The 22,934-nt window shown below is 68.2% G+C and carries 24 protein-coding genes; 13 read left to right on the top strand and 11 right to left on the bottom strand.

The features are described 5' to 3' along the window. Positions 1-220: 220 nt before the first annotated feature. From ACGFIF_RS40260 to ACGFIF_RS40275, 4 genes are all read left to right on the top strand, one after another. A complete protein-coding gene (locus ACGFIF_RS40260; protein ID WP_393162406.1) occupies positions 221-1,309 on the top strand; it encodes an acyltransferase family protein in 1,089 nt (362 codons plus the stop codon). 58 nt (positions 1,310-1,367) lie between these two features. Continuing rightward, the gene (locus ACGFIF_RS40265) at positions 1,368-2,063 is read left to right on the top strand and encodes a helix-turn-helix transcriptional regulator (protein WP_393162408.1); all 696 of its coding nucleotides are present in this window, start codon (positions 1,368-1,370) and stop codon (positions 2,061-2,063) included. A 147-nt stretch (positions 2,064-2,210) separates the two neighbouring features. Further along, positions 2,211-3,200, top strand: coding sequence for an ATP-binding cassette domain-containing protein (locus ACGFIF_RS40270; protein ID WP_393162410.1), 990 nt, complete (start codon positions 2,211-2,213; stop codon positions 3,198-3,200). Then, positions 3,200-4,003, top strand: a complete 804-nt coding sequence (locus tag ACGFIF_RS40275) for an ABC transporter permease (protein ID WP_393162413.1) — start codon at positions 3,200-3,202, stop codon at positions 4,001-4,003. Before ACGFIF_RS40270 ends, ACGFIF_RS40275 begins: the two co-directional genes overlap by 1 nt. 32 nt (positions 4,004-4,035) lie before the next feature. Here ACGFIF_RS40275 and ACGFIF_RS40280 read toward each other — a convergent pair whose 3' ends face one another. Both ACGFIF_RS40280 and ACGFIF_RS40285 read right to left on the bottom strand, forming a co-directional pair. Beyond that, the gene (locus ACGFIF_RS40280; protein ID WP_393162415.1) at positions 4,036-5,109 is read right to left on the bottom strand and encodes an adenosine deaminase; all 1,074 of its coding nucleotides are present in this window, start codon (positions 5,107-5,109) and stop codon (positions 4,036-4,038) included. 56 nt (positions 5,110-5,165) lie between these two features. Further along, positions 5,166-5,639 carry a nitroreductase family deazaflavin-dependent oxidoreductase gene (locus ACGFIF_RS40285; protein WP_393162417.1) on the bottom strand — a complete coding sequence of 158 codons (474 nt, stop codon included), beginning with the start codon at positions 5,637-5,639 and terminating at the stop codon, positions 5,166-5,168. 112 nt (positions 5,640-5,751) lie between these two features. Between ACGFIF_RS40285 and ACGFIF_RS40290 the strand changes: the two genes are divergently transcribed. Then, on the top strand, positions 5,752-6,447 hold the full coding sequence (locus ACGFIF_RS40290) for a TetR/AcrR family transcriptional regulator (RefSeq protein WP_393162419.1): 696 nt from the start codon (positions 5,752-5,754) through the stop codon (positions 6,445-6,447). Here ACGFIF_RS40290 and aat read toward each other — a convergent pair. Further along, positions 6,440-7,105 (bottom strand): leucyl/phenylalanyl-tRNA--protein transferase, encoded by a 666-nt coding sequence (gene aat, locus ACGFIF_RS40295; protein ID WP_393162421.1) that lies wholly within the window; start codon positions 7,103-7,105, stop codon positions 6,440-6,442. The genes ACGFIF_RS40290 and aat overlap by 8 nt on opposite strands. A 157-nt stretch (positions 7,106-7,262) precedes the next feature. On the opposite strand from aat, the gene ACGFIF_RS40300 reads away from it, so the two are divergent. Genes ACGFIF_RS40300 through ACGFIF_RS40310 form a run of 3 tightly spaced genes read left to right on the top strand, consistent with a single transcriptional unit; the run spans position 7,263 to position 9,266 of the window. Beyond that, positions 7,263-7,958, top strand: a complete 696-nt coding sequence (locus ACGFIF_RS40300; RefSeq protein ID WP_393162423.1) for an EcsC family protein — start codon at positions 7,263-7,265, stop codon at positions 7,956-7,958. Positions 7,959-7,982: 24 nt separating this feature from the next. Then, positions 7,983-8,387, top strand: a complete 405-nt coding sequence (locus tag ACGFIF_RS40305) for a VOC family protein (protein WP_393162425.1) — start codon at positions 7,983-7,985, stop codon at positions 8,385-8,387. A 39-nt stretch (positions 8,388-8,426) separates the two neighbouring features. Beyond that, positions 8,427-9,266: a helix-turn-helix transcriptional regulator gene (locus ACGFIF_RS40310; protein WP_393162427.1), complete on the top strand. Its 840-nt coding sequence runs from the start codon at positions 8,427-8,429 to the stop codon at positions 9,264-9,266. Between the two features lie 24 nt (positions 9,267-9,290). Here the strand turns inward: ACGFIF_RS40310 and ACGFIF_RS40315 are convergent, their stop codons facing one another. The 3 genes from ACGFIF_RS40315 to ACGFIF_RS40325 form a co-directional block, all read right to left on the bottom strand. Beyond that, entirely contained in the window at positions 9,291-9,788 is a 498-nt protein-coding gene (locus ACGFIF_RS40315; protein WP_393162429.1) for a DUF1269 domain-containing protein, read from the bottom strand. Next, on the bottom strand, positions 9,785-10,864 hold the full coding sequence (locus ACGFIF_RS40320) for a hypothetical protein (protein WP_393162431.1): 1,080 nt from the start codon (positions 10,862-10,864) through the stop codon (positions 9,785-9,787). Before ACGFIF_RS40320 ends, ACGFIF_RS40315 begins: the two co-directional genes overlap by 4 nt. Before the next feature lie 138 nt (positions 10,865-11,002). Continuing rightward, on the bottom strand, positions 11,003-11,929 hold the full coding sequence (locus ACGFIF_RS40325; RefSeq protein ID WP_393162433.1) for a hydroxymethylglutaryl-CoA lyase: 927 nt from the start codon (positions 11,927-11,929) through the stop codon (positions 11,003-11,005). Between the two features lie 64 nt (positions 11,930-11,993). Here ACGFIF_RS40325 and ACGFIF_RS40330 point away from each other — a divergent pair, with 64 nt between their 5' ends. Continuing rightward, positions 11,994-12,638 (top strand): GNAT family N-acetyltransferase, encoded by a 645-nt coding sequence (locus ACGFIF_RS40330; protein WP_393162435.1) that lies wholly within the window; start codon positions 11,994-11,996, stop codon positions 12,636-12,638. Between the two features lie 158 nt (positions 12,639-12,796). On the opposite strand, the gene ACGFIF_RS40335 is transcribed toward ACGFIF_RS40330, so the two are convergent. The 3 genes from ACGFIF_RS40335 to ACGFIF_RS40345 form a co-directional block, all read right to left on the bottom strand. Then, positions 12,797-13,585 (bottom strand): metallophosphoesterase family protein, encoded by a 789-nt coding sequence (locus tag ACGFIF_RS40335; protein ID WP_393162437.1) that lies wholly within the window; start codon positions 13,583-13,585, stop codon positions 12,797-12,799. An 83-nt stretch (positions 13,586-13,668) separates the two neighbouring features. Then, complete coding sequence (locus tag ACGFIF_RS40340) at positions 13,669-14,967, bottom strand: hypothetical protein (protein ID WP_393162439.1); 1,299 nt, start codon at positions 14,965-14,967, stop codon at positions 13,669-13,671. Then, on the bottom strand, positions 14,967-15,734 hold the full coding sequence (locus ACGFIF_RS40345; RefSeq protein WP_393162441.1) for a hypothetical protein: 768 nt from the start codon (positions 15,732-15,734) through the stop codon (positions 14,967-14,969). Before ACGFIF_RS40345 ends, ACGFIF_RS40340 begins: the two co-directional genes overlap by 1 nt. A 205-nt stretch (positions 15,735-15,939) precedes the next feature. Between ACGFIF_RS40345 and ACGFIF_RS40350 the strand changes: the two genes are divergently transcribed. Both ACGFIF_RS40350 and ACGFIF_RS40355 read left to right on the top strand, forming a co-directional pair. Then, entirely contained in the window at positions 15,940-16,491 is a 552-nt protein-coding gene (locus ACGFIF_RS40350; RefSeq protein ID WP_242001984.1) for a MarR family winged helix-turn-helix transcriptional regulator, read from the top strand. Between the two features lie 93 nt (positions 16,492-16,584). Then, a complete protein-coding gene (locus ACGFIF_RS40355) occupies positions 16,585-18,201 on the top strand; it encodes a molybdopterin-dependent oxidoreductase (RefSeq protein WP_393162444.1) in 1,617 nt (538 codons plus the stop codon). Here the strand turns inward: ACGFIF_RS40355 and ACGFIF_RS40360 are convergent. Next, positions 18,198-18,800 (bottom strand): TetR/AcrR family transcriptional regulator, encoded by a 603-nt coding sequence (locus ACGFIF_RS40360; RefSeq protein WP_393162446.1) that lies wholly within the window; start codon positions 18,798-18,800, stop codon positions 18,198-18,200. The two genes, ACGFIF_RS40355 and ACGFIF_RS40360, sit on opposite strands and share 4 nt — an antisense overlap. A gap of 56 nt (positions 18,801-18,856) precedes the next feature. Here ACGFIF_RS40360 and ACGFIF_RS40365 point away from each other — a divergent pair, with 56 nt between their 5' ends. Together ACGFIF_RS40365 and ACGFIF_RS40370 are read left to right on the top strand one after the other, a co-directional pair. Then, the gene (locus ACGFIF_RS40365) at positions 18,857-19,555 is read left to right on the top strand and encodes a hypothetical protein (protein WP_393162448.1); all 699 of its coding nucleotides are present in this window, start codon (positions 18,857-18,859) and stop codon (positions 19,553-19,555) included. Then, entirely contained in the window at positions 19,552-21,615 is a 2,064-nt protein-coding gene (locus ACGFIF_RS40370) for a YhgE/Pip family protein (RefSeq protein ID WP_393162450.1), read from the top strand. The genes ACGFIF_RS40365 and ACGFIF_RS40370 overlap by 4 nt, the downstream gene beginning before the upstream one ends. Here ACGFIF_RS40370 and ACGFIF_RS40375 read toward each other — a convergent pair. Further along, positions 21,612-22,856, bottom strand: a complete 1,245-nt coding sequence (locus ACGFIF_RS40375; protein WP_393162452.1) for a hypothetical protein — start codon at positions 22,854-22,856, stop codon at positions 21,612-21,614. The two genes, ACGFIF_RS40370 and ACGFIF_RS40375, sit on opposite strands and share 4 nt — an antisense overlap. Positions 22,857-22,934: the final 78 nt, after the last annotated feature.

The following is a 22,934-nucleotide window of genomic DNA, read 5'->3' on the forward strand; positions in this document are numbered from 1 at the left end:
GTTCTGGGCCACCGCTGCTGAGGATTCACACCCTCTGATCTTTCGCCGCGCACCTGTCTGACGCCCTCCGCGCGAAATCTGCCTGACGGCGCACGCGAGCAGCGTGACGCACTGCACACGATTTGCGGTGCCCCCGTCAGGTCCCCCTAGGATCCTTCGGGGTGTCACAGGGGGGTAACGGCCGAAGAAGATCGGCGAGCCGAGAGATGATGGAGCGACTGTGGCAACGCCTGTCCCGACCCGGGCCAGCACCTCACGCCGTCTGAGCTGGGACGTCGTCCGCGTCCTCGCAGTCCTCGCAGTGGTTTTCTGCCATACGACGTACCAGGGCCCTGTGCTCCACCCCGAGCTCGGCTCACCACTGGGTAGGTTCCCGCTCCAGGTCGGCGCCAGCGTCCTGCTGGTGATCAGCGCGTACTTCATCTGCGTGACGATCCGGAAGAGGGGATCCACGTCACAGTGGTTGTGGCAGCGGGTCTGCCGGGTGCTCCCGCCGTACCTGGCCGCTGTGGTGGTCACCTACACGCTTCTGATCGCCTTCGGGCCGGACAACTGGAACCTGCCTACCCAGCACGACCTCTGGGGCAACCTGACGCTGGCCAGCGCGTTCGACCCGACCGTGCGCCTCATCGACGGCTCCTACTGGACACTGCCGCTGCAGCTGATGGCCTTCGCCGCTGCTGCCCTGCTCTGGCCGCGTGGCGTCGGCTCCGGCCGATGGATCACCGGACTGCTGTGGATCATGACCGTGGCACCCGTGGTGGTGCAGTGGCATGACCGGATCCTGGCCAGCCCGTTCTGGGTTCAGCAGGCGTGGAACGGCCTCGGACTGCATCGACTGCAACTGTTCGCGATCGGCATCGCGATCTGGCTCTGGTCACAGCACCGGATCGGCGTCCTGCACCTGGGCTCGCTGCTCGCCGCGACCGTCTTCGCCCAGCACGCGCACACCGCTGACCTGCCGTCGTCGTTGGGCATCGGGGTCCTGCTGGTATTCGTCGCCCTGGCTGCCCGGGGCCCGGACTGGCAGCTGTTCGCACCGATCCGCCGGCCGATCCAGTTCCTGGCACGGATCTCCTTCGGCATTTACCTCCTCAACCAGGAGGTCGGGTACTTGATCTCGTACCACCTGATGACTCTGGGGGCCGGTCGGGTCGAGCAGATCGCCGGAGCGGTGGCCGGGGTGATCGCGCTGGCTTGGCTGTTGACGAAGTACGTCGAACAGCCGGTGTACCGCGTGCTGACTGCCACCCGCGTACGGCCGGTGCAGCGGCTGGGGTTCCGCGCGTTCGCCTGGCTGAATACTTGACATCGGATACCCATGAACTAATACTCGATTTCGAGTACTTGAGATCGAGGAGGGTGTGATGGCGCGACGGAAGGTCGGCAACCCGCTCGCGTTCGCGGTGCTGGGGAGCCTGGGCGAGCGCCCGATGCACCCGTACGAGATCTCGACCATCCTCAGAGCCCGCGGCAAGGACCACAGCATCAAGCTCAACTACGGCTCGCTCTACTCGGTCGTCGCGGCGCTGGAGAAGAACGGCTTCATCGAGGCCCGCGAGACCATCCGCGAGGGCAACCGCCCCGAGCGCACGGTCTACCAGATCACCGACACCGGCCAGCAGGAGTTCTCCGACTGGCTGACCGAGCTGATCGGCACCCCGACTCGCGAGTTCCACCCGCTCGAGGCCGGTCTCGCCTACCTGCCGGGTCTCCCGCCCGACCGGGTGGCGGAGCTCCTGGAGCAGCGGCTCAAGGCGGTCGACGCGGAGATCGAGCAGGTCACCGCGATGCACGACCACATGGCGTCGATGGAGTTCCCGCGCATCTTCTGGGTCGAGTCGGAGTTCCGGCTGGCGCTGCTCAAGGCCGAGTCGACGTACATCCACCAGCTCGCCGAGGAGATCCGGACCGACGCACTGGACGGCTCGGCGTTCTGGCGGACGGCCTGGAAGAACTACCTGGAGGAAGGCATCAGCCCGGCCGACCAACTGAAGGACCCGGTCAAGTACTTCGGCACCGACTTCACCTGGCTGCGGGCGATGCCACCGGAAGCCACCTAGTAGACGGCCCTCGACCCGCGGTGCGGCAACACCAGGGGTCAAGGGCCGCAGTTCCTCGAGTCGGTCCGAAGACCTGGCACCCAAGGCGCAACCACAGGATAGCCAGCAGCGGACCGGCTCCCGTCACCACAAGGGAGTCACCACATCATGGCTACGCCTGCCCTCGAAGCGGTCGACCTGGTCAAGACGTACCCGGCCGGTCGCAAGAAGCCACCTCTGCGCGCGCTCGACGGTCTCACCGTCAGCGTCCCGGAGGGTGTCGTACTGGGTCTGCTCGGCCCGAACGGCGCCGGCAAGTCCACCACCGTCAAGATCCTCACCACCCTCTCCCGCGCCGACTCCGGCACGGCCCGGGTGGCCGGGTACGACGTCAACCGGTCGCAGGACCAAGTACGACGGGCGATCGGCTACGTACCGCAGAAGTCCAGCTCCGACCCGCAAGCCACCGGCGTCGAGAACCTCGTCCTGAGCGGCCGGATCTACGGCCTGAGCCACTCGGAAGCAGTACGGCGTGCCGCCGAACTGCTCGACCGATTCGATCTGACCGATGCGGGCGGCCGCCAGGTCAAGACGTACTCCGGCGGGATGCAGCGCAAGCTCGACGTCGCCCTCGGTCTGGTCCACCGGCCGCAGGTGTTGTTCCTCGACGAGCCGACCACCGGCCTGGATCCGGAGGCGCGGGCAGATCTGTGGAACGAGGTCGGCCGGCTGTCCGGTCACGAGGGTCTGACCGTGCTGCTCACCACGCATTACCTGGAGGAGGCTGATCGGCTGGCCGATCAGCTGGCCATCGTCGACCACGGCAAGATCGTTGCCGAGGGCACCCCGGAGACGCTGAAGGCCGAGCTGCGCGGCGACTCGGTCCACGTCGAACTGGTCTCGCCGGACACCGATGGAAACGTGCGGGGGTTGCTGAGTGCCCTGCCTGGTGTCGGGGAGATCGTTGTCGAGGGCAACACGTTGCGGGCTCGGGTGGACCACGGTGCGACCGCGGTTCCCGCCGTACTGGGAACCCTTGAGGACAAGGCGATTCCGGTCACCGCGGTGACTGTCTCGCGGCCGTCGCTGGATGATGTGTATCTGCGGTACACGGGCCGGTCGTTCCGTGAAGCTTCTGTTGTAGGGGAGGCGGCGTGATGTCCACCTTGGCTGTGGCCCCGCGTCGTACCGGGTTCGTCGGGCACACTCGATTCATCACGGGACGCTGGCTGCGCGCGCAGTACCGGCAGCCTGCATTGATCGCGTTCACGTTGATCCAGCCGGCGATCTGGCTGCTGCTGTTCGGGCAGTTGTTCCAGGGTGTGGTGAACATCCCGGGCTACAGCGACTCGTCGTACATCGCCTTCCTCACGCCCGGCATCGTGATGATGACCGCGCTGATGACCAGCGGCTGGAGCGGTACGACGTTCATCGCGGACATGGAACGCGGTGTGATGGACCGCATGCTCGCGTCACCGGTCAGCCGCGGCGGGCTGATGGCCGGGCAACTGATCAGCAACGCGACGACCACGCTGATCCAAACGCTGCTGGTGTTCGCGATCGGCATGGCCGCGGGCGCCCGGTACGACGGCGGCGTCGCGGGCTACGCCGTCACGATCGCGGCCTCCATGCTGGTCGGTACGGCCTTCGGCTCCCTGTCGAACGCGGTGGCCTTGCTGACCCGCCAGCAGGAGGCGCTGATCGGCATCTCGCAGTTCGTGTCGCTCCCGCTGACGTTCATGTCCTCGATCATGATCGACCCCGCGGTCGCCCCCCACTGGGTCAACGTCGCGGCTCGTTTCAACCCCGTCGACTGGGCCGCCATCGCCGCCCGCCAGGCCCTCTCCGCCACCCCGGACTGGTCCTCGGTAGGCCGCCATTCCCTCCAACTACTGGCCTTCACCCTCGTCGTAGCCTGGCTCTCCACCCGGGCCTTCCGCACCTACCAACGCTCCGTCTGATCTCGGCGGGCCTGCCCTGCGGCGGGCCCGCTCTACTTCGCCAGCGCCTCGGCGTACCAGGGCTTGATGGTGTTGTCGATGAGGGCCAGACGTTCGTCGAAGGGGAGGAAAGCGGACTTCATCGCGTTGATGGCGAACCAGCGGAGGTCGGCCAGGGTGTAGCCGAACGCCTCGGCGAGCAGGGCCAGTTCGCGGCTCATCGACGTACCGCTCATCAACCGGTTGTCGGTGTTCACCGTGACCCGGAACCGGAGCTTGGCAAGCAGGCCGATCGGGTGCTCCGCGATCGACGAAGCCGCGCCCGTTTGCAGGTTGGAGCTCGGGCACATCTCCAGCGGAATCCGCCCGTCCCGCACGTATGCCGCCAGCCGGCCGAGCTCGGCCTTCTCGCCGGCTTCGTCGTACGTGATGTCGTCGATGATCCGGACGCCGTGCCCGAGCCGGTCCGCGCCGCACCACTGGATCGCCTGCCAGATCGACGGCAGACCGAACGCCTCGCCGGCGTGGATGGTGAAGTGGGCGTTCTCCCGCTGCAGATACTCGAACGCGTCCAGGTGCCGGGTGGGCGGATACCCCGCCTCCGCGCCGGCGATGTCGAACCCGACCACCCCGGCATCGCGGTACGCCACCGCGAGCTCCGCGATCTCCATCGACCGCGCCTTGTGCCGCATCGCGGTCAGCAACTGCCGGGCGACGATCGGGCGCTCGGCGGTCGCCATCCCGTGCTCGAACCCCTCGCCCACCGCGTCCACCACCTGCTCCAGCGTCAACCCGGCGGTCAGGTGCTGCTCGGGCGCGTACCGCACCTCCGCGTACACCACCCCGTCCGCGGCCAGATCCTGCACGCATTCACTGGCCACCCGCTTGATCGCCTCAGCGTTCTGCATCACCGCCACCGTGTGATCGAACGTCTCCAGATACCGCTCCAGCGACCCCGAGTCCGCCGACTCGACGAACCACGCGCCCAACTCACCGGCATCAGTCCGCGGCAGCTTGTGCCCGATCTCCCGGGCCAGCTCCACCACCGTCCCCGGCCGCAACCCACCATCCAGATGGTCGTGCAGAAGAACCTTGGGCGCCGCGTGCAGCTGTTCCGGGGTGATCATCCCGCCATAATCGCAGCCAACCCCCCACAACCGGGTGACTTCCCGGCTTCAGGCCGTCAGGCCGCGTGGATTTTGAAGACCGGGACGCCGGGGGCGATGTGGTGGAGGGTTTCCTCCGGGGAGTTCTTGGTGACGTCGCCGCTGAAGAAGGCGCCTACTTCCCAGGACCACTTCTTCAGGTAGAGGCGGAGGACGTCGGTCTTGTCGGGGTCGGCGACCTCTTCGGCGCGGAAGGTCTCGACGGTGCGGCCGAGTTGGAGGCGGCCCTCGGGGTTCGCGCGGAGATTGCGGACCCACTGGGTGTGGCCGCGCGGGGCGACCAGGTAGCGCTGGCCGTCGAGGACCAGGAGGTTGACCGGGGTGCTGCGCCAGTCGCCGCTCTTGCGGCCCCGGACGGAGAGGACGCGGCTGCCCATCAGGCTGATCCCGAGCTTGGTCAGGCGGGCCACGATCCGGTTGAAGACCCGCATGCTGCCGTCGCCGGCGGTGATCACGCGCTTGTTGTCGTAGGTCTGCTTGTACTCCGGCATCGTCGTACCCTTCGTCGATTGCGAGAGCGGTGCTCTCTGTTGTGATCAGTGAACACGGAAGCGGTGCTCACTGTCAAGAGCACTGCTCTCGGTTTTATGGCAGACTGCTGTCATGAACGCCGGACGCACCGCACGAGAGAGAGCCCGGGCCGAGCTGACCGACGAGATCAAGGTCGCCGCCCGGCGGCAGCTCGCGATCGAGGGAGCCGAGCGGCTGTCGCTCCGCGCGATCTCCCGGGAGCTGGGCATGGTGTCCTCGGCGCTGTACCGGTACTTCCCGAGCCGGGACGACCTGCTGACCGCGCTGATCATCGACGCGTACGACGCTCTCGGCGCGGCCGCGGAGTCGGCAGCGGCCGCGAAGGACGACGCGCATCCGGCGGACATCTGGCTGGCTGTGTGTCGCGCCGTCCGCGAGTGGGCGCGGGCGCATCCGCACGAGTACGCGCTGATCTACGGGTCGCCGGTCACCGGATACAAGGCGCCGCAGACGACGGTGCAACCCGCCAGCCGGGTGCCGATTCTCATGCTGGGGATCGTCAGTCGCGCACAGGCCGAGGGGTCGCTCGCGTCGCTGGACAACGCTCCTGAGCCCACCGGCCGACTGGCCGAGCAGGTGGACGTGCTGGCCGAACTGGCGCCGGGGGTACCGCGGAAGGTGCTGCTGCGGGTCGCGATCGTGTGGACGCAACTCTTCGGGATGATCAGCTTCGAGCTCTTCGGCCAACTGGTCGGCACGATGGATCCGGCCGACGACTTCTTCGCTGAGGCCAGCCAGCAAATGGCCGCCTACATAGGCCTCAGGTAAAGGCCTTGGGGAGCGGGAGGGTCACGGCGTGTTCCACGCGGTGGACGTAGGTGTCGCGCGGGATGGAGACGGCGCCGAGGGTGGCCAGGTGGTCGGTGACCCATTGGATGTCCAGGACGCGCTCGGCGGCGTAGTCATCGTCCAGTTGCTCGATCAGCCCGGCGACGGCTGCTTTCGAGCCATCCGTCTTGTGGTGGAACATCGACTCGCCGGCGAACAGTCCGCCGATCGCGACGCCGTACAGACCGCCCGCGAGTTCGTCACCGTCCCACGCCTCGACGGAGTGCACCCAGCCGAGCCGATGGAGTTCGGTGTACGACGCGATGATGCCCCGGTCGATCCAGGAGCCGGGGCGCCGCGGGTCGGCGCAGGCGCGGATGACCTGGTCGAAGGCGGTGTTCACCCGGATCTCGAACTTGTTCCGTGCCCGCCGCATCGACCGCGACGGACGGTAGCCGGCCACCTCGATCACCCCGCGGTCGACCGGTGACCACCAGAGCAGCGAACCGCGGTGGTCGGGCATCGGGAAGAGCCCACGCCGGTACGCCGCCAGCACGGTCCCCGGCTGGAGATCCGCCCCGCCCGCGACGATGTCACTCGCCCCGGCAACCGCCACCGGCGGAAAGTCCCACACAGAAGCAGCTGGCTCAACAGGCACACCACCATCCTGGACCACGCCTCCTCACCCAGCACGACGGCCCACCCCGACCAGGTCCGGGGACACCAGGGGTTTCTCCCGAGTGGCGGGGTTCGTGGGGCCACGTAGAGTTGAAGCACGCCCAGCTCCGACGCGGGGGAGGGCGGGAAGGAGCACCGTGGCCGGAGTAGCCAGGTTCGTCGCGAGCAGTCTCGCGCCCGCCGCACAGCGATTCGCCCCGCAGGCCGCGGCGGGTGTGTTGCGTCAGGTTCTCGAGGTCGCGATCGACGGATACCAGCGGTTCCCCGGCGCCGAGCAGGTCGCCGAGGCGAAGCTGGCCAAGTCGTCGGGTGACGCCCAGCTGGCGATCGACGCGGTGATCGACCAGCACATCCGGCTGGCCGGCGTCCAGGGCTTCGTCACCAGCATCGGCGGACTCGTCACGCTCCCGGTCGCACTGCCCGCGAACCTGACCGGCCTCGCCATCGTCCAGGCCCGGATGGTCGCCGCGATCGCGCACCTGCGCGGGTACGACCTGGGCGACCCGCGCGTCCGCACCGCGGTGATCACCTGCATGCTCGGCGAGGACGGCGTCACCGACCGGCTGAAGAAGTCGAGCCTGCCGACGTCCCCGCTCGCGATCGCGACCGCACCGGTCTTCGACCCGGAGCTGGACCGCCAGGTCTCCGGCGAGGTGGTCGGCGAGTTGATCGCGCGGATCAGCGGCAAGCGGATGGCCCTCACCGTCACCCGTCGCATCCCACTCCTCGGCGGTGCGGTCGGCGCCGGGGTTGATGGCTGGGTGACGTACCGGATCGGTGAATACGCCGACAAGAGCCTCGTCCGTCGCATCCGCCGCCCCATCGAGCCGTGAGCGCAGTACGACGCGCACCTCGGCATGGGTGGTGACAACGACGTGGTAGCGCCGTTCTGGGGGCCGACGCTTGACTGTCCGGAGCCGCTGAAGCTGGCGGAGTTCTACCAGCGCGTCGCGGGTGGCGAGTTGGCCGTCGTCCACGAGAGCTTCGTGGAACTGCGGTTCGACAGCTTCAGCATCGGTTTCCAGCGAGATCTCAACTATCGCGCGCCGACCTGGCCGGATCCCCGGGTCCCGCAGCAGTGTCACCTCGACTTCAGCACGGCCGATCTCGACGGCGAGCAGGCTCGCGTCATCGCGGCCGGCGCGACGCCAACCGCCGTACAGCCGGAGCCTTCCGTGTTCCGCGTCTTCCTCGACCCGGCCGGCCGTCCGTTCTGCCTGACCACCTGGCGCACCCCGGCTGGTCCAGCTGAGTCCCGCTGAGCGTCGGAAACTGTCGGTGGCGGCCGTCAGGATGGGTTCGTGACTGATCGCCGGGCTGAGCTCGGGGAGTTCCTGAAGGCGCGGCGCGCCCGGGTGTCCCCCGAGGAAGTCGGCCTGCCGGCGGGCGGGCGACGTCGTACGCCGGGACTGCGCCGCGAGGAGCTCGCCCAGCTCGCGGGTGTCGGCGTCACTTGGTACACCTGGCTCGAGCAGGGCCGGCCGATCAACGTCAGTGGCCAGGTTCTCGACGCCGTCGCGACCACGCTGCGGCTCAGCTCGATCGAGCGCGAACACCTGTACCGGCTGGCCGAGGCGACCCCGGCGCGCCCACCCCGCGCGAGCGCCTGTGCGAACGAGGTCGTCTTCACCGAGATCCTCACCGCACTCGACCCGCTGCCCGCGGTGATCACGAACACCCGGTTCGACATCGTCCAGCCGAACCAGGCCTTCAGCGACCTCTTCCACGACTGGCACACGCTGCCCTGTATCCACAAGAACCTGCTCTGGTGCCTGATCACCGAGCCACGCGCCCGGCAGCAGCTACTCAACTACGACGAGGAAGTGCCGTATCTGGTCGCCAGGCTGCGATCGGCGTACGGCGAACACCTCGGCGACCCCGACTGGGAGACCGACCTCGAGCGACTGCGGAAGCTGAGCCCCGAGTTCAGCCACCTCTGGTCCCGCCACGAGGTCGCCGCCTGCACGCCACGCCCGCGGCACATCCGCCACCCGATCGCCGGCGACCTCCACTTCACCGTCACCGAACTGGCCGTCGCCGCCCACCCCGACCTCCTCCTGTTCGTCGAAACGCCGGCCAACCAGGAGACCCGAGAGCGCCTGCCGCTCACTCGCCGGACCCTCGACCCAGCCGGCATCTGACCACCGCGGGCAGGTGGGCTGGCGTCACGAGGTTGGTGGGTCGGTGAGGGCGGCGATGAGGCGGCGCTCCTGTTCGTCGGTCCAGGTGGTCCGAAGGATCTGGGGCGTCAGGGACTTCAGTTGATCTACGGCCTTGTCGCCGTCGACCACGGTTCTGATCACCAGCAGGAGTGCCGCATGGCCGGGGGTCAGGGTGTCTCTGAGGTCGCGGACGAACTTGGCGTTGAGGATGCCGGCCGAGACCTTGCCGCCGACGGCGCCCGCGGCCGCGCCGACCGCGGCCGAGAGCAACGGGATGAGCAGCATCAGCCCGATCAGGCCGCCGCTGGCCGCACCGGCGACAGCTCCGGCGGCGGTCAGTCGGAGCGGCTGGACGAGTTCGATCTCGCCGTCGTCGCGCCGGTAGGCGACCGCGGCGCCACCGAGTTCGAGGGCGCCTTGGGCTTCGAGCTCGGTGGTACGGCGGAGTGCCTCTTCCGCCCGGTCGCGGTTCGGGAATCCGAGGACGATCAGGTCGGTCATGCGTCCGCTCCCTTCGGCGTATGGGTGGCGCGGTAGTCGTGGATGGGGCGGTAGCGGTCGTAGAGCATCGTCAGGATGCTGAACAGGAAGACGAAGAACAGCGTGTCGACCAGCGCCAGGTCGCCGCGGCGCAACAGCAGGTCGGCGACGGTGACGAGCACGATGTTGGTCGCGAACACGACGGCGAACGAGATGGCCGCCGAGTCCCAGGACCGGCCGCGCCGGGCCGACCAGAGCCCGATCGCGGAGTTGATGACCGCGAAGAAGGCGATGCTGACGAAGATCTGCAGACTGCTCGCCCGGACCCCCGGCAGCACGTTGCCGTAGATCACGCTGATCAGCCCGATCAGGAAGATCTTCTCCACCGCCGCCAGGTCGAAGACCTTGCGGTGCGCGGCCTGGAACGCCGCCCGCTCATGCGCCTCGTCGATGGCGGTCGGCAGCGGGTCGGCGCTGAGCTTCCAGGTCCAGTCCGGCTGCGGCAACCGCGGGCGGACGACGAACAGCACGACCACGATCAGCCCGAGTACGGCGACCGCCAGCAACGGACCGAACCAGCTCGTGTCCGCGATCAGGTCGGTGACGTCCAGTTGGGCGATGTGGATCCAGTACTCCTGTGGCAGTTTGACGACGACCCAGATCGCGCCCGCGAGGAACGCCCAGAACGCGAACCCGAAGCGCGCCGGGTTCCACCGGGACCGGATCGCCTCGTAGGCGATGAAGAAGTACTCGAACGTGTTCGGGAACAACAGCAGCAGGAACCGGGCGCCGGACAGCTCGAACGCCACCACACCGACCTGCCGGAAGAAGAACAGGAACCGGCTGATGCCGACCGCCGCCTGGCTGGTCCAGTTGCGCAGGCTCGCCAGGTAGGCCACCGACAGGTAGAACACGTCCATCGCCTTGTCGTAGCTCTGGTAGAACGGCGGGTCGAACCCGAACGCCTGGAAGATCGTCTGGTCGACACCGTCGAGCACCAGGCAGCACACGATCGCGGGCAGCGGGTACCGCGGGATGAGCAGCGGCAGCGCGAACCGCGCCAGGACTACGCCCCAGAACACCACGTCAACGCTCATCGCACCCCCGGCCCAGTCCTCCGACGGTAGCGGACCAACCCCACCACTGCCGACAGTTCACCTCGGGTACGACGCTCAGCCGGGGGGCCGATGCGCCCCGACTGGCCAGCCGGACGTTGGGGTCAGCCAGGCGCCGAGTCAGCCGGCTACGGCTTGGACTACGCGGCTCGCGGACGGCTTGCCTAGTTGGTCTGCCATCCAGACGCTCGTGGCGACCAGCTTCTCGAGGTCCACGCCGGTCTGGATGCCCAGACCGTCGAGTTGCCAGACGAGGTCTTCGGTGGCGAGGTTTCCGGTGGCGCTCTCGGCGTACGGGCAGCCGCCCAGACCGCCGGCTGAGCTGTCGACGGTGGTGACACCTTCGCGGAGGGCGGTCAGCGTGTTGGCGAGCGCCTGACCGTAGGTGTCGTGGAAGTGCACAGCCAGCTTGTTCACACCCACTCCGGCCGCGCCGAAAGCCCCGATCAACGCGGTCACCTGCCCCGGCGTCGCCACCCCGATCGTGTCGCCGAGAGAGAGCTCGTGGCAGCCGAGGTCGACCAGGCGCGCACCGACCTTGACCACCTGATCGATCGGTACGTCGCCCTCCCAAGGGTCGCCGTAACACATCGAGACATACCCGCGCACGGTCAGCCCTTCGCCCAGCGCCCGCTGGACCGTCGGCGTGAACATCGCGAACTGCTCGTCGAGCGTCGAGTTCAGGTTCTTCGCGGCGAACGTCTCGGTCGCACTCGCGAAAATCGCGATCTCACGGACATCGGCGGCCAGAGCGCGATCGAGACCGCGCTCGTTCGGGACCAGAACAGGCGCGCGAACGGCGTCCGGAAGGTCGAGCGCAGCCAGCAGTTCGGCAGCGTCGGCGAGCTGCGGCACCCACTTCGGGTGCACGAAACTCGTCGTCTCGACCGTCGTCAACCCGGTATCGACCAGCCGGTGGATGAACTCCGCCTTGACCGCGACGTCCACGATCGCCGACTCGTTCTGCAACCCGTCGCGCGGACCGACCTCGTAGATCGTCACCCGCTCGGGCAGCCCGTCGGTCCTCACCAGCTGCGGCTTCCGCATGTATGTCGCCTCCGTCGCGTCCGTGATCGAGCCTGCGCAGGGGTCTCCTCCACAATGGCTCGTGATGACAACTTTGGCTGACATTCTGCGCGGGATCGAACGCGGGGTCTTCCCCGCCCCGGACCTCGGCATCACCGTCGTACCTGCACCATCCCCGCGCGAGGTCTGCGTGGTGTCGTTCACCGGGCACATCGTGATCGCCGCGGATGTCGACCCGGCCTGGGTCGCCGAGCGGGTCCCGCCTGGCGACCTCTCCGCCCCAACGAACCCGCCGTTCCTCTCGGCGCTCGAGGAAGTCACCGGCCGACGGGTGAACGCGCTCGACGCGATGCTGCTCGCGCCGGCCCTGACCGATCCAGGCGAACGCGCCGCGGCAACCGCCGGTCTCACCGAACTCACCGACCACGACCACCCACGCGTCGAACGGGCGTGGCGGTATCGCGACGACGTCCGGGTGTACGTCGACGAGTACGGCGGCCTGGTGCTGACGGGACGGGGGTTGGCGGATCGCATCGAGTGCGCGATCGAGGTACCCGACGACTCCCGGGGCAAGGGCCACGGCCGTCGCCTCGCCCGAGCCGCCCGCGCACTGATCCCGCCGGATGCGCACATCTGGGCCCAGGTCACGCCTGGTAACGCCGCGTCCTTCCGCACCTTCCTGGCGGCCGGCTACAAACCCGTCGGCTCCGAAGCCCTCCTGGTCGACTGACACCACCAGTTTCCCAGCTGATCGTTGCTCTAGGCATCCAATGACGAGCACGCCCGGCGAGAATCCACAGCTGTGGATAACCTGGGGATAGTTGCCTGCGGCCCCTTCGGGCGAATGGCGGGTGTTCACACCGGCGTCGCAAAGGTTTGCGTGCCGGTTCAGGACCTGCGGTGGTAGGTGTGGGGTTCGTTGGCGTAGTGGTTGCCCCGGTAGAGGCCGTGGATGATCTCGGCTTCGTAGCCGTCGAGTTCGGGCATGCCGAGTTCGCGGGCGATCTCGAGCTCGGCCTGGGCGTCGTACGGGATGCGGACGAACTGGATCGAGAACGGCGCCGGGTCGGGTGAGTCCGGGACGCCTTCGAGGATCACGTAGACCGGGGTCGGGTCGTCCAGGCTGTTGCCGACCGAGCCGATGTTGAACAGGGTGCGGCCGAGATCGACCTCGTAGAACGGGTCGTGGGTGTCGGCGTAGCCAACGACGTTGGGGATCGGGCCGTCGCCGGTGGCCTCGGTGTTCGCGAACAGCTCGACGTACTCGGCCTCGTCGTGGTCGAACCGCACCCGCCGGTGCACGCTCGTCGACGACGCGTGGAACAGGCGGATCTGCCGGCCGCTGAACAGGAAGTCGTGGCAGAACGGGAGGTTGCGCAGCCAGGTCCACTGGTCCTCGCGCAGTTCCTTCTTCCACCAGCGCAGCGCTTCGGAGTCGTGCTCGCGATCCGGGTCCGGCAGGAAGTCGTCCCAGTTGCCGAGGATGTTGACCTCACACAACTCCCGGCACCGATCCACCGCCGCCTGACCGCGCGGACCCTTCCCGACGTAGTCGCCCAGGTTGAAGATCCGCTCGATCCCACGCCTCTCGATATCCGCCAGCACCGCCTCGAGTGCGGTCAGGTTCCCATGAACGTCCGAAATCAGTGCGATCCGCTCCAGCCCCATAGCCGTCATGCTGTCATCCTGTCCCACCCCACCGACAACGCTTTTCACCGCGGCCGACCGTCAGGTGGGCGACTGACGGCAGGACCTGCTGACTATCGGCTGCCGCTGGGCCCGGCTGGCTCGGGGATGCGTTCCTGGGCGGCCGAGCTGGAGGTGGATTGAGATCTCGGCGGACGTGAGCGCGAACCGCCACGGGCCATCGGCCCGAACTTCGTGGTCGGGGTGATCGAGCCACCTCCGGATTCGCCGGCTGAATGCGCCGCGGCACCGGCCACCCCACCTGCGACCTTTCGGGCTCCGTTGACGGCTGCTCCCGCGGCGACGAGCCCCGCGCTGGCGGCAGCTCCGACTCCGATGGCACCCGACGCACCGCCCCCGCCTGACGCACCCCCGCCTCCACCCGACGAACCGCGGGATCCGAGACCGAGGGACGAGCGGCCGATGTTGATCGCGCCGGTCGCCATCCCGCCCGGGTCAGCGACCGAACTCCCCATCCCCGAACTGCCACCGGCGACCGAGGCGGTCACCGGAACCATGAACCGAAGCAGCGCCGGCAACGCGAAGATCGCGAGGAACAGCATCATCAGACCGGTCGTGGTCTGCACGAAGCTGTTGCTGGACTGCCCGACACCCAGCTCGTTCATCTTGATCGCGGCCGCGTAGATGAGGGCGGCGGCCGGCTTGTACGCGATGAATCCCAGCGCCCAGCCGCAGTACTTCTTGAACCAGGCCTTGCCCATCTCGGTGTTGGTCGCCGCGGCGGCGAGTGGGAACGTCCCGGCCAGCAGAATCAGCATCGCCGAACGGATCACCATCAGCACGACCTGGATCAGCGCCGCCATGATCACCGCCACCCCGGCGAACATCATGATGAGACTCGCCACGTGGTTGCCGGACGCCATCCCCAGACTGCCTTGCATCACCAGCTCACCGAGCGCGCTGGACAAGGTCTTGTCGTCGGGATGCGCCGATCGGACGATGTGCAGCGAGAGCTCGTCAGACCACTCGACCAGCAGCTGCATGGTCGCCGTACCAGCCGCGCTCGCGGCGACGAACACCAGCACCGCCTTCAGCAGATCCTGCAGTGGTTGGGCGCGCTGCTCCCACGCGAGCCGCATCCCCGCGATCAGCACGGCGATGGTGAAGACGACCCCGGAGATCCACAGGACGTTGCCCTGCAGGAAATCGACCATCTCGCTGTTCTGCCGACCGGAGCCACCCGCGTCGGTCACCAGCGTCGGGCTGGGCTCCTCGATCCAGAACGTCGCGATGGCGTTGATGCCCTCCATCGCCGCCTGACCGATGCTCGCGCTGACTTCCTTGAGGGCGTTCGTGGCGACAGCATCGAAGCCGTTGGTGACGTGGCAGGCCACATCCGTCGGTAAACACATCAGACACCACTCCAAGCTACGAAGTCGTTGAGGTTGCGGTGCTGGGCGAAGGGGCTGCCTACGGGCTGACCCGGCGGGGGTGGTTGGAGCTGCCAGTCGTCGTGGTGCCAGACGAGGGTGAGGGTGATGCTCATGTACGCCGACTCGACCGGGAGCGCGAGCATGATCGTGGCTCGGTCCTGGCCGGCGTCGAGGACGCGGTACCCGGCCAGTTGGGTGACCGCAGAGTCGGTCGACGGCTCGTCCTTGCGTAGCTCGCGGATGAGCGCGTCGGTGTTGGGGCCGGGCAGCATGAGCTTCTGGACGGTGGGGATGGCTTGGCGCTGGTCGGCCAGGGCTGCGACTGCGCTGTAGGCGGCGAAGACGGCACCGCTCGGGGACTGGGCGAAGCAGTGGCGGAAGCCGTCCGGGTCGGTCTTGGCCGGGCCGTTGGCGGTTGAGCGAGGTACGACGACCCGGCGGCTGACCTCCCAGCCGTCGACGGACGGCGGCTTCGTCGGGATGGTCTGGTCGCCCGCAGGGAGAGCGCACGCGCGGCCGGCGACCGGACTGGACTCTGCGGCCGGGATCGCTGGCCGAGCAGGCGAAGTGGTCTGGGCCGGTTCACTGGTGTTCGCGACCTGCGTCGTACCAGCGGAGGCATCGGAGGGGTCCGAGGTCAGGCCGGTGATGAGGAGCAGGGCGCCGCAGAGCAGGACTGCGCCGATGACGATGCACGCGGCGATGAAACCGCGGCCGAAGGGTGACTGGTCCTCGTTCTCGTTCATGCGCTCCCCGATCCGTTGGTCGAAAACCTCACGGCACAAGGCTGGCAAAGACCGCCCGATCGCCGCGGAAGTTATCCACAGGGCCCTGGTCGGCCGCCGGAGCGGGGCCGGGTTACGCTCGGGATGTTTGCGTTTGAGGATCGATCTGTAGCCGAAAGGTCACCCCGTGTAGCGAAGTGACCTAGTCAGCTAATAGAGTCCGCGCATGACCATCGCGCCTTCGCTTTGCTCGCCCCTAGCGCTCGCCGATGCAGAACCCACTCGCGCCGCCGAACCCTGGGAAAGCGACGTGATCAGCGCGTACGGCCTGCTGCGTGAAGCAGCGGCCGAACTCGATCACCTGATGCGTCATTCCCTCAAGCGCAGTGGTCTGCAAATGGCAATGTTCGAACTGTTGCTGCGGCTGGCCCGCAGCCACGGCGAGAAACAGCGTCTTACGTCCCTTGCCCGGGAGTTGACCGTCACCACCGGCGGCATCACCCGGCTGGTCGACCGCGCCGAAAACCTCGGTCTGGTACGCCGGGAGCCCTGTCCCGACGATGCCCGCGGTTCGTTCGCGGTTCTCACCGAGGAGGGGAAGCGGCGGCTGCGCGAAGCACTGCCGGATCACCTCCTGGAGATCGACAGCCTGTGGATGTCCCAACTGGCCGACGAGCGGGAGGTCGTGCTCGGCAAGCTTCGCCGGGTTCGCGACAACGCTCGCCGCTGGCCGAACGGCCGGCCGAACCTGGGGCCGATCACGCCCGACCGGATCTGAATCAATCCGACAACTGAACACTTCGCATTACCCGCGACTAACGGATGGGGCGCTCGACTGGTGTCGGGCGCCCCGCCGCGTAATCGTTGAGAGGTGAACCAAGCCGATCAGGTCCCCGGAACCACCCGCCGCCAAGCTGTTGACGAAGCAGGCCGCGGCGGGGACGGCACCGGTCGCGCTGAGAACGGCTCAAATGAGACCCGGCGGGATCCGACGTGGTGGCGAGGCGCTGTCGGCGGAGTGCTGGCCGCGTTGGCCGGGTTGGCGGCCGGGAGTGTGGTCGCCGGCCTACTCGGGACGCGGCAGACGCCTGTGGTCGCGATCGGCTCCGCGTTCATCGACCGGGTGCCGCCGTGGCTGAAGGATCTGGCGATCGCCTGGTTCGGCACCAATGACAAGACCGCCCTGCGGGTCGGCATCCTGATCGTCCTGCTCGTGCTCGCCGCAATCGGCGGCGTTCTCGCGGTACGACGCTACTGGGCCGGCGCGCTGATCACCGTCGTACTGGCCGGACTGGCAGTTGCCGCGGCCGCGACGAGGCCGGACAGCGGCCAGACGGGCTTCCTCCCGTCGGCGGTCGCCGGGATCACGGCCTTGCTCATCCTCAGACTGTTCTCGCGGCGACTCGAGCCGCTCCTTGACTTCCCTGACGACGGCACCAGCCGCCGGGGCTTCCTGCAACTGTCGGCCGGCGTCGCCATCGGTACCGCCGCAGTCGGCGCACTGGGACGGATCGCCGGCGGCAATCGCGCCGCCGTCGCCGACGCCCGCGCGGCGCTCGACCTCCCGAAGCCCCCGACGCTGGATCCGCCGGCCGGAGTCCAGGCCGACGGCGCGACGCCGTGGGTGACGCCGAACGACGACTTCTACCGCATCGACACCGCTCTCTCGGTACCGCAGATCCTGCCGTCGGACTGGAAGCTGCGCATCCACGGCATGGTCGATCGCGAACTCGAGCTGACCTACGACGACCTGCTGAAGCGTGAGGTCATGCACAAGTGGGTCACCCTCACCTGTGTCAGCAACGAGGTCGGCGGCGACCTGATCGGCAACGCACTCTGGTCCGGCGTCCTGCTCAAGGACCTCCTCACCGAGGCCGGTCCGTCCACGGACGCGGATGCGATCAAGTCGACGTCCAAGGACGGGTTCACCGCCGGTACGCCGCTCAGCACGCTGCTCGACGATCGGCAGTCGATGCTCGCGTTCGCGATGAACGGTCAGCCGCTGCCGGTCGAACACGGGTTCCCGGTGCGGATCGTCGTACCAGGGCTGTACGGGTATGTGTCGGCGACCAAGTGGCTGACGGATATCGAGGTGACTCGGTTCGACCAGTTCGACGCGTACTGGACGCCGCGTGGCTGGTCCGAGCTCGGGCCGATCAAGTTGTCGTCGCGGATCGACGTACCGTTCGGCAAGAAGGTGACCGCGGGTCCGGTGACCGTGGCCGGGGTCGCGTGGGACCAGCACGTCGGGGTGTCGAAGGTCGAGGTCCGCGTCGATGGTGGCCCTTGGCAACAGGCAACGCTGGCCGCGGACGCGTCGATCGACACCTGGCGGCAGTGGCACTGGACCTGGCAGGCGCCGCGGGGCAATCACGTCCTGCAGGTACGGGCGTTCGACGCCAAGGGCAACCCGCAGATCGAGGCGTCCGCACCGCCGGCCCCGAACGGCTCGACCGGCCTGCACACGGTGAACGTGCCGGTCGACTAGCTGGTCACTGCCGACAGCACCATCGGCAGGAAGGTGTGCTCGAGCGACCCGGCCGGGACCTTCCGAGGCTCCAGCAGGCTCTGTGAGCGCGCGCCCTCGTGCAGGGCGATCACCACCCGGACGAACTGCTCGGGCGGGACGCTGAAGGTCAGTCCGCCGGTCTGACCGATCTCCTCCACCAACTGCGTCAGCCTGGCCCGAAACAAGGCCCGCTGCTCGTTGAGCGCCCGCGCCGCCTCCGGGTTGCGCAGCGCGTGCAGGGTGAACTCGGTCGAGACGAGATGCCAGCGCCGCTGGTCCGGCGCGGCCTCGTCGAGCAGCCCGAGGACGGCGTCGAGCAGTGTCACCGGTTGATCGGCCAACTCCGGCAAGAGCTCGCTGATCTGCTCGATCAGGCGGTCCGTGGTCGCCTGGAACAGTGCGATGACCAGCTCGTCCTTGGAGGCGAAGTTGGAGTAGAACGCGCCGCGGGTGAACCCGGCGCGGTCGCAGATGTCCTCCACCGACGCGCCGTGGAACCCGCGCTCGGCGAAGACGTCGAGGGCGCCTTCGAGCAGGCGGGCCCGGGTGTTGGAGCGGCGGCGTTTGGGCGGTTCCATAGCAGTAGGATACAGTTCTGTATTGAATACACAACCGTATTGAACAGGGAACTGGAATGGAGCTCGAGGCCACCGGGATCAGCGTGCGCGGACCTCACGCGCAGATGCTCGACTCGACGTCGGTGCGGGTCGCTGATCATCAACTGGTGTTGCTGGCGGGCTATCCGGGTCCTGGGCACGTGGCCGCGTCACTCGGGCTGTCTGGTCGTCTCCGCCCTGACACCGGTCAGATCCGGCTGGACGGGAAGGCAGACGCCGGTCTGCTTCGTCGGCAGGTCGCAGTGGTCGACACACCCGGGATCACCGAGCCGGACGACGCTCTACCGGTTCAGGCCGTCGTCGGCGAGGAGCTGGCGATTGCCGGCCGCAAGGCTGGTCGCAAGGCGGTGCTGGAGTGGCTGGAGAAGCATGAGGCGGCTGCGCACGCCGGGAAGCGGTTCGAGCACCTGCCGGTCGCTGCACGCACCCGACTGCTCGCTGAGCTCACAGTGGCGAGGTCTGACGTCAAGGTGGTCATCCTGACGATGCCGGACCGGCACGGCGGAGATCCACACGAGTGGTACGCCGTCGGCCGCGACCTGGCGTCCCGCGGGTACGGCGTGATCATCACCTGCGCAGACGCGTCAGCAAGGCTGCTCGGCGTACCGGCCGCCCAGTTGGGTTCGAAGGACCAACCGGATCCAGTGCAGGTAGCCGCAGCCGAGCCCATCACCCCCATCGAGGCAGCAGAACTTGTAGAGGAGCAGTCGGCGTGACCGCGGTTCGGATGGCATTGAGTGAACTGCGGCGGTTGACCGCAGGGCGGTTGCCGAAGCTTGCTGTGGTCGCATTACTACTCGTGCCGGTGCTGTACGGCGGCCTCTACCTCTACGCGAACCACGACCCCTACGGCCGGCTCGACAAGATCCCCACCGCGGTCGTGGTCGAAGACGCGGGTACGACGCTCTCCACCGGCGAGAAGCTGGACGTCGGCCCGCAGGTGGCTGAGGAGCTGGTGAAGTCGAAGAGCTTCGACTGGCATCAGGTCGACCGGTCGGAGGCGACGGCCGGTGTGTCGGACGGCAAGTACGAGTTCGCCCTGGTGCTGCCGAAGTCCTTCTCCGCGGACCTCGCGTCGAGCGCGGAGTTCACGCCCCGGCAGGCGAATCTCGAGCTGCTCACCAACGACGCCAACAACTACATCGCCCACACGATCGCCAACCAGGTCGTCGCCCAGGTCACCAAGACGGTCGCGTCACAGGTGAGCGAGACCGCGGCAAGCAAGTTGCTGGCCGGCTACAGCACGATCCACACGCAGGTCAGTCAGGCAGCCTCTGGCGCAGCGCAACTCCAGAGTGGTCTAACGACTGCGGCGAGCGGTGCGGCCAAGCTCCAGACCGGTGCGACTCAGCTCAACACCGCGCAGAAGCAGCTCTCCGCCGGGGCGACCAAGCTTGCGACCGGTGCCACGACAGCATCGCAAGGCGCCAGTGAGTTGGCCGCCGGCGCCAACAAGCTGGACAACGGTCTGAGCACTCTCCAGCAGAAGACGGCAACGCTCCCCCGGCAGACCAAGACCCTGGCGGCCGGCGCCGATCAAGTTGCTGACGGCAACGAGAAGGTCGCGACCGCGGGCCGCGAGGTCGCGACCGCGTCCAGCACGCTGGTGAAGGACCTGAGCACCCTCGACGCCGGTCTGGCCACCCGACTCAAGGCGCAGGGATTCACCCAGACGCAGATCAACCAGGTGCTGACCGAGACGGCCAAGCTGCGGGCACCCGTCGTACGTGCGAACACGAAGGTCCAGTCGACGTCCAAGCAGCTCAACCAGCTCGCGACCGGCGCCCGCAAAGTCTCCAACGGCGCCGCCGCACTGGCCAAAGCGACGCCAGCACTGACGAACGGAATCAGTACGGCGGCAAGCGGCGCACACCAACTGGACACCGGCGCCGGCCAGCTCAAGACCGGCCTGGCAAGCCTGCAGACGGGCGCACAGCAACTCGCCGCTGGTGAGAAGCAGGCAGTCACCGGACAGGGTCAGTTGCTCACCGGCATGAACAGCATGGCCACCGGAGTCACCCAGCTGAAGACCGGTGCGACCCAGCTGAACACCGGACTGGCCAACGGCGTCAAGCAGATCCCCAACCCGTCCGCCGACCAGCGCAAAGCCGTCGCCGAAACCCTCGGCGCACCCGTGACGCTTCAGAACGTCTCGCAGGCGACAGCCGACAGCTACGGCGCCGGTCTGGCTCCGTTCTTCCTCTGCCTGGCCTGCTGGATCGGGGCGTACGTCCTGTTCCTGCTGGTCCGGCCGCTGTCACCACGCGCGCTGGCCGCACTGCAGTCGCCGTTCCGGGTCGCTCTCGGCGGTTGGCTGCCGCCGGCCCTCTTCGGGGCGGTCCAGGCGACGCTGGTGTTCACCGCGGTGACACTCGGGCTCGGCATCGACGCGGCGCACCCGTGGCTGACCGTCGGCTTCCTGATCCTGACGTCGTTCACCTTCGTCGCGATCCTGCACGCGCTGTCCGCGTGGTTCGGCGCTGTCGGCAAGTTCCTCGGGCTGGTGCTGATGGTGATCCAGCTGGTCAGCGCGGGCGGCACGTTCCCGTGGCAGACGATCCCCGAGCCGCTGTACTTCTTCCACCACGCGCTCCCGATGAGCTACGCGATCGACGGCGTACGTCACCTCATGTACGGCGGACCCGTTGCATCACTCGGCCGCGACCTCCTGGTCCTCGCCGCCTGGTTCCTCGCCGCCTTGGCCGCTTCCACCTTGGCCGCCCGCAACCAACGCGTCTGGCCCGCCAAGAGGCTGGCGCCGGAACTCGCGCTCTAGCTGTTCATGAAGGCTGCGGTTTCGGTGAGGAGGCGGTTGGTGGTGGGCTGGTCGAAGAAGGTGATGAGGGCTTCGTAGGCGCCGGACTCGGCGGCGGACGGGTCGACGATGTAGCCGTAGTACCCGTCCGTGTAGCCGACCACCCGGGTGATCGGGTGCGTGCTGTCGGCCTGCAGGCAGGCGCCGTGCAGTGCGAACAGCTCGACCGGCAGGTTGACCCAGCACACGTCGCCCATGGTCACCACGCTGATCGGCAGCTCCAGCGCCTCCGGTAACGCGGCCTTCGCCATCAGCGACTGGCCTCGCGCCCCGTCCAGCCGGGTCTGCGCGATCCGGCCTGACGGGTCGTCCACACCGCTGCGGACCGCGCTCGCCGCCGCCGCAACAGTCGACGCCGCCTCCTCGGCCGGGGGCATGTCCCGGACAGCGAGGTTGATCGTCGTACGACGGATGGCCGGTGCTGACTGTGGTAGCTCCAGTCCGGGGCCGGCCAGCGCCTCACGGACCCGGGCCGCGAGCAGACCGCCCAGCCGGGCCACCTCCGCGGCACCACGGCCCTGGCGAGTGAAGCGTGGACTCACGTCACCCGCTGCGCCCTGGAGATACCCGACCACTGCAGGTGCCAGCTCGGCCCGGGCTGCTCCCGGCCAGTCGGCGGACCACTGCAGGTTCTCCGGGCCGTACGTCGTCGGGTGGCAGGCGAAGTCGAACAACACCGCCTCGAGCGAGCCCTCCAGCGAGTGCAGCGCCAGGATCCCGGCCGTGTTGTCGTGCGGGCCGTTCTTGCGGTGCCGGTTGGCGCCGACGCCGATCACCTCGATCGAACGCCAGGACGCCGTGACCGGCCGGCGAGGCAGCGAGGCGTTGGCGACCGCCCGGATCAGCGGCTCGTAGAGAGCGGGTTCGCGCTCGGCCGGGATCACCGGGTGGATCTCACCGGTCCACCCGGCCGGTCCGGAATGGGTGTGCGACGCGGACACCACGACGCGTGAGGGCGAGATGCCGGCTGCGCACCCGGCCGCGGCGGACAGCTCGGCGACGAGGTCCTTGCCCACGGCGATCGCGTCGAGGGTCAGCCAGAGCACGCCGGGGTCGTCCGCCGTACTGAGCCAGATCAGGGTGGCGCGCAATGGATCCGCGGTTCCGGTCGCGGGGCCGGTGCGGGCGGCATAGCCGTCCAGCCGGTAGCCGGGCGGTGGCGTGACGTCCAGAGAGGTCGCGGCCAGGAGGAGTTTGCTCACTTACTTACACGCTCCAGCGGTCGTGCCGGTGAAAACTTTCCGGTCCAGTCAAGATAGCCCGCCGGCGCCGGCGGAATC

The organism is Kribbella sp. NPDC049174, assembly GCF_043197365.1.
GTDB lineage: Bacteria > Actinomycetota > Actinomycetes > Propionibacteriales > Kribbellaceae > Kribbella.

Bases quoted from the DNA above. Each gene is read 5' to 3' on its own strand.
- ACGFIF_RS40290 (WP_393162419.1), top strand. From the start codon at position 5,752: ATGAACGCCGGACGCACCGCACGAGAGAGAGCCCGGGCCGAGCTGACC.
- ACGFIF_RS40365 (WP_393162448.1), top strand. From the start codon at position 18,857: ATGGAGCTCGAGGCCACCGGGATCAGCGTGCGCGGACCTCACGCGCAG.
- ACGFIF_RS40270 (WP_393162410.1), top strand. From the start codon at position 2,211: ATGGCTACGCCTGCCCTCGAAGCGGTCGACCTGGTCAAGACGTACCCG.
- ACGFIF_RS40345 (WP_393162441.1), bottom strand. From the start codon at position 15,734: ATGAACGAGAACGAGGACCAGTCACCCTTCGGCCGCGGTTTCATCGCC.
- ACGFIF_RS40265 (WP_393162408.1), top strand. From the start codon at position 1,368: ATGGCGCGACGGAAGGTCGGCAACCCGCTCGCGTTCGCGGTGCTGGGG.
- ACGFIF_RS40320 (WP_393162431.1), bottom strand. From the start codon at position 10,864: ATGAGCGTTGACGTGGTGTTCTGGGGCGTAGTCCTGGCGCGGTTCGCG.
- ACGFIF_RS40315 (WP_393162429.1), bottom strand. From the start codon at position 9,788: ATGACCGACCTGATCGTCCTCGGATTCCCGAACCGCGACCGGGCGGAA.
- ACGFIF_RS40360 (WP_393162446.1), bottom strand. From the start codon at position 18,800: ATGGAACCGCCCAAACGCCGCCGCTCCAACACCCGGGCCCGCCTGCTC.
- ACGFIF_RS40325 (WP_393162433.1), bottom strand. From the start codon at position 11,929: ATGCGGAAGCCGCAGCTGGTGAGGACCGACGGGCTGCCCGAGCGGGTG.
- ACGFIF_RS40340 (WP_393162439.1), bottom strand. From the start codon at position 14,967: ATGTGTTTACCGACGGATGTGGCCTGCCACGTCACCAACGGCTTCGAT.
- ACGFIF_RS40305 (WP_393162425.1), top strand. From the start codon at position 7,983: ATGGGTGGTGACAACGACGTGGTAGCGCCGTTCTGGGGGCCGACGCTT.
- ACGFIF_RS40335 (WP_393162437.1), bottom strand. From the start codon at position 13,585: ATGACGGCTATGGGGCTGGAGCGGATCGCACTGATTTCGGACGTTCAT.
- ACGFIF_RS40330 (WP_393162435.1), top strand. From the start codon at position 11,994: ATGACAACTTTGGCTGACATTCTGCGCGGGATCGAACGCGGGGTCTTC.
- ACGFIF_RS40275 (WP_393162413.1), top strand. From the start codon at position 3,200: ATGTCCACCTTGGCTGTGGCCCCGCGTCGTACCGGGTTCGTCGGGCAC.
- ACGFIF_RS40285 (WP_393162417.1), bottom strand. From the start codon at position 5,639: ATGCCGGAGTACAAGCAGACCTACGACAACAAGCGCGTGATCACCGCC.
- ACGFIF_RS40350 (WP_242001984.1), top strand. From the start codon at position 15,940: ATGACCATCGCGCCTTCGCTTTGCTCGCCCCTAGCGCTCGCCGATGCA.
- ACGFIF_RS40280 (WP_393162415.1), bottom strand. From the start codon at position 5,109: ATGATCACCCCGGAACAGCTGCACGCGGCGCCCAAGGTTCTTCTGCAC.